The following is a 13,753-nucleotide window of genomic DNA, read 5'->3' as shown; positions in this document are numbered from 1 at the left end:
AATCTGCGATTGGAGAGGAGCTTTTCCATGTCAAGAAAAGAAGCGGCGTTTAACGATTTAGTGAGAAAAGTCCGCAAACAACTGTTTGGAAAAGGACCGGAACGGATTAAAACGTATTTCATCGACAATCTCGCCGTTACCATATTGCAAGGAAATTTAACGCCGACGGAAAAATTTATTGCGAGGTCGCCAGAAGGAAAAGAGATGGTACATACGGCGCGCACCCGAATGATTCAAGAAGTGTATGCGCAAAAAGTGCCAGATGGCCTTGAAGAGCTGGCTGGATCCAAACTGCTCTATTTATTTAACGATATTAAGGTAGAAGAAGATATTGCTGTCTCCGTATTTATATTTGAGAAACCAATTAAAGAATAGAATGGTCTAAAAAATTCCGGTATTGTTTTATAATACGCTTTCATGGTATTCTAAAAGCAGGTTTTATATGTTTTATACGGTAGGAAGCTTAGCTATGCAATAGCGGATAACGCCGTTGTTAGTTAAGTTTCCTGGCCATGGGCGATTGGAGCGTTGGTTTTGTCACAGAAATTCTGTGTCGAAACTACCGCCACTTTTCTATGTGCACGAAGGAGTAGCATGCCTTCGTCATAGAAAATGTGGCGGTTTTTCTTTTTATAAGTCCGAAAAAGGGGGGTGGATTCGATGGAGCCGTCAGTGATGCGGCAGCAAAAAATCATCAAGTATCGTAACGAACAATTTGAACAGCTCGATGATGAAGTCGCTGTGGAATTTCCGCTTACTATTGTCGTTGATGGACAGGAATTCGCGACAATGGTATGCACGCCGACCCATTTAGAAGAATTGGTTGTCGGGTTTTTGGCTTCGGAAGGGCTGATTCGTTCCAGCAAAGAAATAAAGGCAATATCCGTGGATGAACAACGCGGTTTTGCCTACGTCGAGCTTGTCACGAAACAGTCCATTCAAAAAGAATTTTACGCAAAACGGTTTATCGGATCTTGCTGTGGAAAAAGCAGACAATTTTACTTTTATAACGATATGAAAACAGCAAAAACGATTGTGCACAGCACGAACGTTCGTGTGGATCAATGTTTTCGCTTAATGCGGTCGCTGCAGGAAAGATCGACTGATTTTCAAGCGACTGGCGGCATTCATAACGCAGCGCTTTGTACACCGGATGAACTTGTCATCGTCCGCTCTGACATTGGCAGACATAATACGTTAGACAAAATTTATGGATATTGCTTGCAACACGGCTTGCCGTTATCGGACAAATTGATCGCATTTAGCGGAAGAGTGTCGTCGGAAGTGTTGTTAAAAGTTTCAAAAATGGGGATAGGCATTATTTTATCGAAATCCGCGCCGACGACGCTGGCGCTTGAATTAGCGAACGATTTAGGCATTACCGTTGTTGGGTTTATTCGAGGCAATACGTTTAACGTATATACGCATCCAAATAAAATAACAGGATTACAAGAAAAAACATTGCAATCTAATAACTAATTTAGGGCAAATGGGGGATCAAAACATGGCTTATCGCAATCCGTCGCAAATCGCGCAAATCACGATTGAAACGGGAACGCGCAAAGCGAATTTGCCGGTATTATCGCAAATTATTCTTGGTTTTTTGGCAGGTGCGTTTATTGCGCTTGGCTTTTTATTGGACATTCGCGTGATTGGTAACGTTCCGAAAGAATGGGGAAGCTTTGCCAATTTTTTAGGTGCTGCGGTGTTCCCGCTAGGACTTGTGCTTGTTATCATTGCTGGCGGAGAATTGCTGACGGGGAACATGATGTCGATGACATTGGCGGCGTTGGCAAGAACTATTACGATTAGAAAGCTGGTGCAAGGCTGGTTTTGGGTAACCGTAAGCAATTTTCTTGGCGCTGTGTTTGTTGCCTATATGTTTGGGCATGTGGCCGGTTTAACGGCAGAAGGCCCGTTTTTAGCCAAAACGGTTGCCATTGCCGACGCGAAACTTCATGATACATTTATACAAGCGTTTGTTTCTGGAATTGGCTGCAACTGGCTTGTGACGTTGGCTGTTTGGTTGTCGTATGGAGCGGAGGATATTGGTGGAAAAATACTGGCGATTTGGTTTCCAGTCATGGCATTTGTAGCGATTGGTTTTCAACACGTCGTCGCAAATATGTTTGTCATTCCTGCTGCGATCTTTGCCGGCCACGCGACATGGGTGGACTGGTTTCGCAATTTCGTTCCCGTCTTTTTGGGCAACGCGGTCGGCGGAAGTGTGTTTGTCGCGTTATTGTATTGGGTTGTATATGTGAAAGATCAAGCGAAACAAAGCGTCGCCCGCGTAAAAGTAGTCCAGAAAGAGGCAAGATAATGGACGGAACGCCTGATTTTGCTCTGTCTCGGCAAAATCAGGCGTTTTTTTGCAAACAATGATATAATAAAACGTACATACTGACATCTGGAGGAAACAACGTGAAGGAAAAAATGTTTCTTGAAGGGTTTGCGGTGGAAGACTTTCAACGCGATTTAATTCGTTGGTTTGAAAAAGAACAGCGCGACCTGCCGTGGCGCAAAGATAACGACCCGTATAAAGTATGGGTGTCGGAAATTATGCTTCAGCAAACAAAAGTAGACACCGTCATTCCATATTTTAATAAGTTTATAGAGCAGTTTCCGACGCTGGAAGCACTTGCCGAAGCGGACGAAGAAGAAGTGCTGAAAGCGTGGGAGGGGCTCGGTTATTACTCGCGGATTCGCAATTTGCACGCGGCGGTAAAAGAAGTGAAAGAACAATATGGAGGGAAAATTCCCGACAATCCGGAACAGTTTTCCAAGTTAAAAGGGGTTGGCCCATATACGACAGGAGCGGTATTAAGCATCGCTTATGGCATTCCGGAACCGGCTGTGGACGGCAATGTCATGCGTGTATTGTCGCGGATTTTCCTCATCTGGGACGATATTTCCAAAACAGGAACGAGAAAATTGTTTGAAGCGATTGTCCGAAAAATTATTTCAAAAGAAAATCCATCGTATTTCAACCAAGCGTTAATGGAGCTTGGCGCGCTTATTTGCGTGCCGCGTAATCCCGCTTGCCTTCTTTGTCCCGTGCAAGCATATTGCCGGGCGTTGCAAGAAGGGGTGCAGACGGAGCTTCCGGTAAAAACGAAAAAAGCGAACGTCAAGCAAGTGGCGATTGCCGCTGCAGTGTTGAAAGATGAGCGTGGAAAAGTATTGATCCATAAGCGGGACGGTGCTGGGCTGCTGGCGAATTTATGGGAATTTCCGAACTGCGAAGCGGTTCATTCGCGGGAAAATCCGGAAAGACAATTGGAAAAGTTTTTGAAAGAAGAATACGGAGCAACGGTCCGGCTTGGGAATCCTTTTGCTGCTTTAGAGCATGTGTTTTCTCATTTAGTTTGGAATATTACCGTTTATGATGGCAAAATAATTGGCGATGTTGCGGAAACGGAACAGCTGAAACTCGTTGATGAGCAAGAGATCGGCCTATACGCTTTTCCTGTTTCCCATCAACGAATTTGGCAAGAGTATAAAGAGAAAAAAACAGGTGGATAATCCACCCGTTTCAGTCATACTCTGGTTTCGTTCCATTGGTATTCGCTATTTTTTAGCCCGCCGCGAGCTTCGATTTCTTCAATGATTTCGCGGTGAATCGTCTGCCCCTCTTCGTTTAAATACGGAGCAATTTGCTGCAACGAATGGTGAAAAAATGCGAGTTCGCTATCTTTCCATTCCGATTTTGGGATCATTGAAAGTTCGGTCATATCGCGGCCAACGTACATGATGAATGCCTCCTTTTTTTCTAGTTTAAAGTAGCATGTATTCATTTATACATAAAGGGGAGAAAAACATGAGTGAAAAAGTTGCGGTAGTTACAGGAAGCAGCCGGGGAATTGGCAAAGCGATTGCCCTTCGCCTCGCAAAAGAAGGATACGATATTGTCGTTAATTACGCGCGCAGCAAAGAAGCAGCGTTGCAGACGGCGCAAGAAATCGAAGCGCTGGGACGAAAAGCACTTGTCGTGAAGGCGAACGTTGGGAAAGTCGAAAAAATTCAAGAGATGTTCGCGCAAGTGGACGAAGCGTTTGGGCGCGTTGATGTGCTGATTAATAACGCTGCTTCAGGTGTGCTGCGTCCGGCGATGGAGCTTGAGGAATCGCATTGGAATTGGACGATGGACATCAACAGCAAAGCGCTTTTATTTTGCGCGCAAGAAGCGGCAAAACGAATGGAGAAAGTCGGCGGCGGCAAAATCGTCAGCATCAGCTCGTTAGGAGCGATCCGTTATCTGGAAAATTATACGGCTGTCGGCGTTTCAAAAGCTGCGGTCGAATCATTGACGCGCTATTTAGCCGTCGAATTGGCACCGAAAAACATTTCCGTAAATGCCGTATCAGGCGGCGCGGTCGACACGGATGCGTTGAAACATTTTCCAAACCGGGAAGAACTGCTGGCTGATGCGATTGCAAAAACTCCCGCCGGCAGAATGGTAAAACCTGAAGATATTGTCAACGCAGTAATGTTTTTATTATCCGACCAAGCAGAAATGATCCGTGGCCAAACGATTATCGTTGATGGTGGAAGATCTTTACTTTTGTAATTGGGATGGATAGAATCATCGCCTCCTGGGCACATTAAGTCACGTGGAGGTGATAACGATGGCAAAACAACAACAACCAAACAAAACAACTGCAGGCACTAACATTCAAGAAGTAAGACAACAAAATGCGCAATCTGCACAAGCAGGCCAATTTGGCACTGAATTTGCTGCAGAAACGGATGCGCAACAAGTAAAACAACAAAACGCGCAAGCAGAATCACGCAAAACGCAAAATTCAAGCAAGTAACGTAGCGGAGGACGACTGACTTCGCCTAAAAACTGCCCACGTCCTGTTGTGGGCAATGGCGAAACGTTGCCATCCCTGGCTCCGCGGCACGCGCTAGAGGGCTTTGCTGTCATAGCGAAACCGAAGCGTCGCGAGCCGATGGCGTCCGAGGCTCGACAAAAAACGAGGAGACGGCGAGCCGATTCTTCGTAAGTATTTTTTCCCATGCTTGTACGATATTGAGGGAAATGATTTCTCGGAAAAGGGCTCGCCGTCCTTCTTTTATCGACAAAAGCTATCATAACTTTACATATATAGTCAAAGGAAATTTTTCTTCCCTTCCCGAATGTAATAAGCATAATGGAGAGAAGGGAGAAAAAGAGCGTGGATCTGTTTGAACATTTGGTGAACGAGCAGCTGAAAACGATGGACAAGCTTTTATTTTTGCATTCGGAAATCGAGCGCTGTCAAGCGATTGAAAAACAATTGATCGAACTGCAACAAGAAGCGAAGCTCCAATCCATTCAAGAAGAAATCCGCCAGATGAAACGGCAGTTAAAGGAAATTCAAAAAATGTTTGAAAAACAAACGGAAGAAGTGATTCTTTCGTATCAAAACGAGCGCCGTCACACGCGCGAGCCATCTTCAACACGTTAAGATGGCTCTCTTTTATTTTCATTTGCATTTTCAATCGTTATAATAAAAAAAGAGAAGTTCCCAGAGGAAAGTAGGGAGAATGATGACAGGGTATCCTGCAGAAGGAGAAATTATTCAAATTCATAGTTATAAACATAACGGAATGATTCACCGAGTATGGGAAGAGTCGATCGTGCTGAAAGGAACGTCTGCATATATTATCGGAGCGAATGATAAAACGGTGGTGACGGAAGCGGATGGCCGGACATGGATAACGCGCGAGCCGGCAATTTGTTTTTTTCACGCAAAACATTGGTTTAACATTATCGGCATGATTCGGGAAGATGGCATTTATTATTATTGCAATTTGAGCTCTCCATTTGTATGGGATGAGGAAGCGTTGAAATATATTGATTATGATTTGGATGTTAAAGTGTTTCCTGACATGACATACGTTCTTCTTGATGAGGATGAATATGAACGACACCGTAAAGAAATGAACTATCCAGACGTCATCGACCGAATTTTAAAAAATAATGTGAAAAAGTTGGTCAGTTGGATTCATGAACGAAAAGGTCCGTTTGCGCCGGATTTTATTGATACGTGGTATGAAAAATTTCTTTCGCTCCGAAAGTGAATAAGGGAGAAGCAAAAAAGCCTGTTCGTTGCCGCAAACAGGTTTTTCTGCTTTTAAGGAGGATCTGTCCATGACGAATATTCGCCGCTATATGAAATTTGTAGGGCCGTATAAATGGTATATTGTCGCAACAATGATCATCGGTATTATTAAGTTTGCGATTCCGCTCCTCATTCCGCTGCTATTAAAATATGTAGTCGATGAAATTATTGGAAATACGAAGCTGCCGATGTCCGTTAAGATAGAGCGACTTTGGTGGTCTATCGCTGTCATGTTAGTGATTTTCGTTATTATTCGTCCAATTGTCGAATATTATCGGCAATATTTTGCGCAATGGACGGCGAGCAAAGTGCTGTATGACATTCGCAACCGTTTATTTACGCATATGCAAAAGCTAAGCTTTACTTATTACGCGAATCATCGCACGGGGGAAATTATTTCGCGCGTCATTAATGACGTGGAACAAACAAAAGATTTTATTATTACTGGGCTGATGAACCTTTGGTTAGATATGACGACGATTATTATTGCACTTGTCATTATGATCAAGATGGACATAAAACTGACGCTTATTTCCATTAGTACACTGCCGCTTTACGCGTTTTCCGTCAAATATTTTTTCGGGCGCCTGCGGCAGCGGACGAGAATGCGTTCCCAAGCGCTGGCGGAATTGCAAGCGTACTTGCACGAACGGATACAAGGAATGCCGGTCATGAAAAGCTTCGCGATCGAGGAAGAGGAACAGAAGCGGTTTTCCGAGCAAAACAATAATTTTTTAACAAAGGCGCTCATGCATACGAGCTGGAACGCAAAGTCGTTTTCCGTCGTGAACACAGTGACGGATATTGCCCCGATTATCGTGATTGGCTATGCTGGCTACCAAGTATTGCTTGGCCATATTACCGTTGGAACGATGGTCGCTTTCGTCGGTTATATCGATCGGCTTTATAGCCCGCTGCGCCGCCTCGTGAACTCATCGACGACATTAACGCAGTCGTTCGCTTCGATGGATCGGATGTTTGAATTTTTGGACGAAACATATGACATCGTCGATGCGCCAAATGCCGTTGACTGTAAAGAAGTAAAAGGGGATATTGTGTTTGAAAACGTCACGTTTGCCTACAATAAAAACGAGCCTCCTGTGCTTCGCGATATTTCGTTTTCCGTAAAAGCGGGAGAAACGATCGCCCTTGTCGGCATGAGCGGCGGCGGAAAATCAACGTTGGTAAGCCTTATCCCGCGGTTTTACGATGTGACAGAGGGGCGAATCTTATTAGATGGAGTCGATATCCGCGATATGCGCGTCCGCAGTCTGCGCGATAAAATCGGGATTGTGTTCCAGGATAGTTTTTTGTTTAGCGATTCGGTGAAGGAAAATATTTTGCTTGGAAAACCTGATGCGACGGACGAGGAAGTGATTGCTGCCGCAAAAGCCGCCAACGCTCACGATTTTATTATGAACTTGCCGGACGGATATGATACGAAAGTCGGAGAACGCGGCATCAAACTATCCGGCGGTCAAAAACAGCGAATCGCCATCGCGCGAGTCTTTCTGAAAAATCCACCCCTCCTTATTTTTGACGAAGCGACATCGGCGCTCGATCTCGAAAGCGAGCATTACATTCAAGAGGCGCTCGAGCGGCTCGCAAAAAACCGGACGACTTTTATCGTCGCCCACCGTCTGTCAACGATTACCCACGCGGACCGCATTTTTCTTATTGAAGATGGCATGGTCGTCGAAAGCGGCACACATGACGAATTAATGGCGAAAAAAGGACAATATTATCATTTATTTACGATTCAACAATTAAACTACACTCAATGATGAAAAGATGAAAAAAGGAAAATATTTGTATTTATATTATGGAAAATAAGAGCCGAAAACGGTCTTGCCAGCGGCCAGGACCGTTTTTATATTATTGTTTTTTATTTAGATAATTCTGATTTTTTACAATATTTTATTGTTTTATTAGAATTTTAATGGCATAATTTTTATAAAAATAATAAAAAACTAAATATTATGTTAATTATTTTAGATAGAAACAGGAGGTGAAATAATGGCAGATGAACGATTATTGGAAATAAAAGGACTGAAAATATCTTTTTTTACGGATGATGGCGAAATTCCTGCTGTTGATGGCGTTGATTTTTATATAAACGAAGGGGAAATTTTGGGAGTCGTAGGGGAATCGGGATGCGGAAAAAGCGTCACCTCGCTGTCGATTATGGGCTTATTGCCAAAAGGAACCGGGCGCATCGTTGATGGCGACATTATCTTCAAAGGCGAAAATCTCGTTCATGCTACGGAAAAGCGGATGAAACAAATTCGCGGCAATGAAATTGCGATGATTTTCCAAGAACCGATGACCTCGTTAAATCCGTTATTTACAATTGGAAACCAGCTAGTCGAAGCGATTCGCATACATACAAAAATGAGCAAAAAGCAAGCAAGAAAGCGGGCTATTGAGATGTTAAAGCTGGTCGGTTTGCCGCGCGCAGAACAGATTGTCGATGAATATCCGCACCAGCTCTCCGGAGGGATGCGCCAGCGCGTGATGATTGCGATGGCGATGGTGTGCAATCCTTCATTATTAATTGCTGATGAGCCTACAACGGCGCTCGATGTGACGATTCAGGCGCAAATTTTAGCGTTAATGAAGGAACTGAATAAAAACTTCCGTACCTCGATCATGATGATTACGCACGATTTGGGGGTAGTCGCCGAAATATGCGACCGTGTGATCGTCATGTATTCAGGAAAAATTATTGAAGAAGGCGATGTGCGGACGATTTTTAAAAACCCAAAACATCCATACACAATCGGACTTATTCAATCTGTGCCGGATATTCGAGCAAAAAAGGAGCGGTTATATTCCATTCCAGGAAATGTGCCAAAACCAGGGTCAGTTCGGCAAGGCTGCCGTTTCGCCGCAAGGTGCGAATATGTGTTTGACCGTTGTTTCCGCGAAGATCCAGAATTATATAAGACGGGAGAATGCGGGCACCGTGTTCGCTGTTTTTTGTTGCTTGGAGAGGAGGAACGAAATCGTGAGCGAACCGCTGTTGCAAGTGAAAGGGATTAAAAAGTATTTTCCGATTACGGGAGGAGTATTTGGCAAAAAAATCGGTGAAGTGAAAGCGGTCGATGATGTCACATTTACCGTTTACAAAGGAGAGACGCTCGGTATCGTCGGGGAAAGCGGCTGCGGCAAATCAACGACAGGCCGGATGCTTCTCCGTTTAATTGAGCCGACAGAAGGTTCGATTGCATTCGAAGGGAAAGAAGTGACAAAGCTGTCTAAATCGGAATTGCGGAAAATGCGGCGCGATATGCAAATGATTTTCCAAGATCCTTTCGCATCGTTGAATCCACGACATACAGTTGAAAAGATTTTGGAAGAGCCGCTTGTGGTTCATGGAATAGGAGCGAAAGAGGAAAGAAAAAGGCGCGTGCAAGAAATGCTCGAAGTTGTCGGGCTTGGGCGTTATCACGCGAAGCGGTATCCGCATCAATTTAGCGGCGGACAGCGGCAGCGCATCGGCATTGCAAGAGCGTTAATGACCAATCCAAAGCTGATTATTGCTGACGAGCCAGTATCGGCGCTTGATGTGTCTATTCAAGCGCAAGTATTAAATTTACTAAAAGATCTACAAAAAGAATTTGGACTTACATATATTTTTATTGCCCATGATTTAGGAGTTGTCCGTCATGTTAGTGACCGCGTCGGTGTAATGTATTTAGGACGTCTAGTCGAATTGGCAGATAGCAATCAATTATATAAATCGCCGAAACATCCGTATACGAAAGCGCTGCTTTCCGCTGTTCCGATTCCAGACCCCGAATATAAGGAGAAAAGTCAGCTGTTATCAGGTGATTTGCCAAATCCTGCGAATCCGCCGCAAGGGTGCGCATTCCATACTCGTTGCAGCGCTTGCATGGACATTTGCAAGCAAAAGCGGCCGGAGATGAAAGAAATAGAACAAGGTCATTACGTTGCTTGCCATCTTTATTAGCACACCGGCAAGCAACGAAATGATAAAAATACAATCTAAAGGGGGAACTTATAGTGAAGAAAAAAACATGGGTGACATTGCTTGCATTGCTGCTTGCATTGTCTATGGCACTAGTCGGCTGCGGTAAATCAGAAAAAACAAGCAGCGACGAAAAAGGAAAATCATCATCCCACAGCACGCTTGTATATGGGCGTGGCGGCGATTCCGTCTCCCTTGATCCGGCTACAGTCACTGAAGGGGAATCGTTAAAGGTGACAAAAAACATTTTCGATACACTGCTAGATTATAACGATGGTGATACAACAATAAAACCGGCGTTAGCGACAAAGTGGACGATTTCTGATGATGGGTTGACGTACACATTTGAGCTCCGCAAAGGTGTGAAGTTCCATGATGGAACGGATTTCAACGCAGAAGCGGTCGTATTTAACTTCGAGCGTTGGGCAAACGGCAACGCCGATCAATTCCCGTATTACGGCTCAATGTTTGGAGGTTATAAAAACGATGAGAGCCATGTCATCAAAGAGGTGAAAGCAGTGGACGATTACACAGTGCAATTTGTGCTGAAACGTCCGCAGGCTCCATTTTTAAAAAATATCGCAATGCCTCCGTTTGCGATCGCCAGCCCGGCAGCAATAAAAAAATACGGAGACAAATTTGGCGAAAATCCGGTTGGAACCGGTCCGTTCGTCTTTAAAGAATGGAAACGAAATGAGCGCATTGTCCTTGAAAAAAATAAAGATTATTGGGAAAAGGGTTATCCAAAGCTCAATCAATTAATTTTTGTTTCGATTCCGGATAACTCTGCTCGCCTAAATGCGCTATTAAAAGGTGAAATCGATTTAATGGAAGATGTAAATCCGACCGATTTGAAACAAATTGAAGGAAATAAAGATTTGAAAATTTTTAAACGTCCATCGATGAACGTTGGTTACGTCGGATTGACGGCGACGAGAGGGCCATTGAAAAACAAATTAGTCCGTCAAGCATTGAACCATGCGGTGGACAAAAAAGCGATCATTGACGCGTTTTACGCCGGCCAGGCGGAACCGGCAAAAAACCCGATGCCGCCGAGCATTCCTGGCTATAACGATGAAATTCAAGATTATCCGTTTGATTTGAAAAAGGCGAAAGAATTGCTTGCAAAAGCAGGCTATCCGAACGGTTTTGAAATGGAGCTATGGGCAATGCCGGTGCCTCGTCCATATATGCCGGACGGACAAAAAATAGCGGAAGCGATTCAAGAGAATTTTGCAAAAATTGGTGTAAAAGCGAAAATTGTTACGTATGAATGGGCAACATATTTAGAAAAAGCAGCGAAAGGGGAAGCAGATGCGTTCTTGCTTGGCTGGACAGGAGATAATGGCGACGCGGACAACTTCTTGTACGCGCTGTTAGACAAGGACAGCATCGGCAGCAACAACTATACGTATTATGCGAATGACGAGCTTCATAAAATTCTAGTCGAAGCGCAAACGATCAACGATGAAAATAAACGGAATGAACTTTACAAAAAAGCGCAAGAAATTATCAAAGAGGATGCCCCATGGATTCCGCTCGTCCACTCGACGCCATTGTTAGCTGGAAAAGCAAACATTAAAGGCTATAACCCGCATCCAACCGGTTCAGATAAATTTACAAAAGTCGAATTCGAATAACAACATGTGGAGGGGGAGGAGTGCATCCTGTCCTCTTTTTTATGATCAATCAATGAAAAGGAGTGATAGGAGTGCTTTCTTATGTAGTAAGGAGAATACTAATGGTCATTCCTGTATTGTTAGGGATGTCGCTTGTCGTTTTTTTCATGATTCGCGCGATTCCGGGTAACCCTGCTCAAGTCATTTTAGGGCAAAAGGCAACGAAAGAAGCGATTGCTGCATTAACCCGTGAGCTCGGGTTAGATCAGCCATGGTATATTCAGTACATCAAATATTTAGGAGGGTTGCTGAGAGGAGATTTAGGGGAATCGATTCGAACAGGAGCGCCCATATCAGAAGAAATTTGGCCATATTTGGCGGCGACGTTAGAACTTTCATTCGCAGCGATGATCATCGCCGTTATAATCGGGATAAATGCAGGAATTATTAGTGCTTGGTTTCAAAATTCATGGTTTGATTACGTTGCGATGGTATTAGCGCTGATTGGAGTTTCCATGCCGATTTTTTGGCTTGGGTTGATGGAACAATGGGTGTTTGCGATTCAATTAGATTGGCTGCCAACATCGGGACGTGAAGAAGTGCGAAATCCCATCGAGCCGATTACTCATTTATATTTAATTGATGCACTTCTGCAAGGAAATACGGAACAATTTATGCAAGTCGTGCAGCACTTAATTTTGCCAAGTGTGGCATTGGCGACGATTCCGATGGCGATCATTGCCCGGATTACGCGTTCCAGCATGCTCGAAGTGATGAAATCGGATTATATTCGTACAGCACGAGCAAAAGGATTAAGCATGTTTTGGGTCGTATACAAGCATTCGTTAAAAAATGCCATTATTCCTGTATTGACGGTAATAGGTTTACAGACAGGCTTATTGCTGGGCGGTGCGATTTTGACGGAAACGATTTTTAGCTGGCCAGGCATCGGCCGCTACATTTACGATGCGATTGGATACCGTGATTATCCGGTCATTCAATCTGGCATTTTAGTGATTGCGACGATTTTTATTTTCATTAATTTAATTGTAGATCTTCTATATGCAGCGATTGATCCGCGCATTAAATATAACTGATAAAGGGGGAAAGCGGATATGGCGGAACTAGCCCGTAATCAAACAACGATTCAAGCCGTGGAAGAAAAAGAAGAATCTGCTTCCCTGTGGAGAGAAGGATGGCGAAGATTTCGAGAAAATAGAATAGCCCTTGTCGGATTGGGAATTGTTATCTTTTTTATCTTGCTGGCGATTTTGGCGCCGCTGATTGCACCGTATAGCATTACGGAGCAAAATTTAACACAACGGTTGCAACCGCCTTCGTCCAAACACTTATTTGGGACAGACGATTTTGGCAGAGATATTTTCTCCCGTGTCATTTACGGGGCAAGAATCTCGCTATGGGTTGGATTTTTCTCTGTGCTCGGCTCCGTTATTGTTGGCTCGTTGCTTGGCATTATCGCAGGGTATTACGGGCGTTGGATTGATGGCATTATCTCGCGATTGTTTGATATTATGCTTGCGTTTCCAAGCATCTTACTGGCCATTGGTATTGTTACAGTACTCGGGCCTTCCTTGCAAAATGCGTTGATTGCAATTGCGGTGATTAATGTTCCAAACTTTGGGAGATTAATTCGTTCGCGTGTATTAAGTATTAAACAAGAAGAATATATAATGGCAGCCAAAGCAATCGGGATGAGCGATATGCGCATTTTGTTCCATCATATTTTGCCAAACAGTATGGCGCCGATCATCGTGCAAGGAACATTGGCAATTGCCACAGCCATTATTGAAGCAGCTGCTCTTGGATTTCTTGGATTAGGAGCACAGCCTCCAAATCCGGAATGGGGAAAAATGTTAGCGGATTCGAAAGATTTTTTAACACAAGCACCATGGACAATGATTTTTCCAGGTCTTGCAATTATGTTGACGGTACTTGGTTTTAACTTAATGGGGGACGGATTGCGCGACGCTTTGGACCCACGTATGAAAAATTAACTGAAAGGCTATCTCTTC

General features: G+C 44.0%; 15 protein-coding genes. 14 read left to right on the top strand and 1 reads right to left on the bottom strand.

Annotated elements, in window-relative coordinates; genetic code table 11:
• The first annotated feature begins 27 nt into the window (after nt 1–27).
• The 4 genes from MWM02_RS16625 (at nt 28) to mutY (ending at nt 3,525) form a co-directional block, all read left to right on the top strand.
• Entirely contained in the window at nt 28–375 is a 348-nt protein-coding gene (locus MWM02_RS16625; RefSeq protein ID WP_064550588.1) for a Na-translocating system protein MpsC family protein, read from the top strand.
• A gap of 285 nt (nt 376–660) precedes the next feature.
• Entirely contained in the window at nt 661–1,479 is an 819-nt protein-coding gene (gene fdhD / locus MWM02_RS16620; protein WP_064550589.1) for a formate dehydrogenase accessory sulfurtransferase FdhD, read from the top strand.
• Nucleotides 1,480–1,504: 25 nt separating this feature from the next.
• Entirely contained in the window at nt 1,505–2,323 is an 819-nt protein-coding gene (locus MWM02_RS16615; protein ID WP_244402469.1) for a formate/nitrite transporter family protein, read from the top strand.
• Nucleotides 2,324–2,436: 113 nt separating this feature from the next.
• Nucleotides 2,437–3,525: an A/G-specific adenine glycosylase gene (gene mutY / locus MWM02_RS16610; protein ID WP_244403641.1), complete on the top strand. Its 1,089-nt coding sequence runs from the start codon at nt 2,437–2,439 to the stop codon at nt 3,523–3,525.
• 14 nt (nt 3,526–3,539) lie between these two features.
• Here the strand turns inward: mutY and MWM02_RS16605 are convergent, their stop codons facing one another.
• Complete coding sequence (locus MWM02_RS16605) at nt 3,540–3,752, bottom strand: hypothetical protein (protein WP_064550591.1); 213 nt, start codon at nt 3,750–3,752, stop codon at nt 3,540–3,542.
• 68 nt (nt 3,753–3,820) lie between these two features.
• On the opposite strand from MWM02_RS16605, the gene fabL reads away from it, so the two are divergent.
• The 10 genes from fabL (at nt 3,821) to nikC (ending at nt 13,735) form a co-directional block, all read left to right on the top strand.
• On the top strand, nt 3,821–4,570 hold the full coding sequence (gene fabL, locus MWM02_RS16600) for an enoyl-[acyl-carrier-protein] reductase FabL (protein ID WP_244402468.1): 750 nt from the start codon (nt 3,821–3,823) through the stop codon (nt 4,568–4,570).
• 58 nt (nt 4,571–4,628) lie between these two features.
• Entirely contained in the window at nt 4,629–4,817 is a 189-nt protein-coding gene (locus MWM02_RS16595; RefSeq protein ID WP_064550593.1) for a gamma-type small acid-soluble spore protein, read from the top strand.
• Between the two features lie 363 nt (nt 4,818–5,180).
• Nucleotides 5,181–5,453, top strand: coding sequence for a YgaB family protein (locus tag MWM02_RS16590; RefSeq protein ID WP_064550594.1), 273 nt, complete (start codon nt 5,181–5,183; stop codon nt 5,451–5,453).
• Nucleotides 5,454–5,535: 82 nt separating this feature from the next.
• Complete coding sequence (gene ntdP, locus MWM02_RS16585; protein WP_064550620.1) at nt 5,536–6,069, top strand: nucleoside tri-diphosphate phosphatase; 534 nt, start codon at nt 5,536–5,538, stop codon at nt 6,067–6,069.
• 70 nt (nt 6,070–6,139) lie between these two features.
• Nucleotides 6,140–7,894, top strand: coding sequence for an ABC transporter ATP-binding protein (locus MWM02_RS16580; RefSeq protein ID WP_244402467.1), 1,755 nt, complete (start codon nt 6,140–6,142; stop codon nt 7,892–7,894).
• Between the two features lie 232 nt (nt 7,895–8,126).
• Nucleotides 8,127–9,152, top strand: a complete 1,026-nt coding sequence (locus tag MWM02_RS16575) for an ABC transporter ATP-binding protein (protein ID WP_064550596.1) — start codon at nt 8,127–8,129, stop codon at nt 9,150–9,152.
• Nucleotides 9,118–10,083, top strand: a complete 966-nt coding sequence (locus tag MWM02_RS16570) for an ABC transporter ATP-binding protein (protein ID WP_064550597.1) — start codon at nt 9,118–9,120, stop codon at nt 10,081–10,083. The genes MWM02_RS16575 and MWM02_RS16570 overlap by 35 nt, the downstream gene beginning before the upstream one ends.
• Nucleotides 10,084–10,136: 53 nt before the next feature.
• Complete coding sequence (locus MWM02_RS16565; RefSeq protein WP_244402466.1) at nt 10,137–11,741, top strand: ABC transporter substrate-binding protein; 1,605 nt, start codon at nt 10,137–10,139, stop codon at nt 11,739–11,741.
• A 71-nt stretch (nt 11,742–11,812) separates the two neighbouring features.
• Entirely contained in the window at nt 11,813–12,817 is a 1,005-nt protein-coding gene (locus tag MWM02_RS16560; protein WP_244402465.1) for an ABC transporter permease, read from the top strand.
• Between the two features lie 18 nt (nt 12,818–12,835).
• Nucleotides 12,836–13,735 carry a nickel transporter permease gene (gene nikC, locus MWM02_RS16555; protein ID WP_064550600.1) on the top strand — a complete coding sequence of 300 codons (900 nt, stop codon included), beginning with the start codon at nt 12,836–12,838 and terminating at the stop codon, nt 13,733–13,735.
• Nucleotides 13,736–13,753: the final 18 nt, after the last annotated feature.

This window comes from Parageobacillus sp. KH3-4, assembly GCF_022846435.1.
GTDB lineage: Bacteria > Bacillota > Bacilli > Bacillales > Anoxybacillaceae > Parageobacillus > Parageobacillus thermoglucosidasius_A.
Note: the sequence above shows the minus strand (reverse complement) of the source record. Positions and strands in the feature narration are given on the sequence as shown.

Bases quoted from the DNA above. Each gene is read 5' to 3' on its own strand.
- MWM02_RS16605 (WP_064550591.1), bottom strand. From the start codon at position 3,752: ATGTACGTTGGCCGCGATATGACCGAACTTTCAATGATCCCAAAATCG.
- MWM02_RS16580 (WP_244402467.1), top strand. From the start codon at position 6,140: ATGACGAATATTCGCCGCTATATGAAATTTGTAGGGCCGTATAAATGG.
- MWM02_RS16615 (WP_244402469.1), top strand. From the start codon at position 1,505: ATGGCTTATCGCAATCCGTCGCAAATCGCGCAAATCACGATTGAAACG.
- MWM02_RS16595 (WP_064550593.1), top strand. From the start codon at position 4,629: ATGGCAAAACAACAACAACCAAACAAAACAACTGCAGGCACTAACATT.
- nikC (WP_064550600.1), top strand. From the start codon at position 12,836: ATGGCGGAACTAGCCCGTAATCAAACAACGATTCAAGCCGTGGAAGAA.
- MWM02_RS16575 (WP_064550596.1), top strand. From the start codon at position 8,127: ATGGCAGATGAACGATTATTGGAAATAAAAGGACTGAAAATATCTTTT.
- fdhD (WP_064550589.1), top strand. From the start codon at position 661: ATGGAGCCGTCAGTGATGCGGCAGCAAAAAATCATCAAGTATCGTAAC.
- fabL (WP_244402468.1), top strand. From the start codon at position 3,821: ATGAGTGAAAAAGTTGCGGTAGTTACAGGAAGCAGCCGGGGAATTGGC.
- MWM02_RS16625 (WP_064550588.1), top strand. From the start codon at position 28: ATGTCAAGAAAAGAAGCGGCGTTTAACGATTTAGTGAGAAAAGTCCGC.
- ntdP (WP_064550620.1), top strand. From the start codon at position 5,536: ATGACAGGGTATCCTGCAGAAGGAGAAATTATTCAAATTCATAGTTAT.
- mutY (WP_244403641.1), top strand. From the start codon at position 2,437: ATGTTTCTTGAAGGGTTTGCGGTGGAAGACTTTCAACGCGATTTAATT.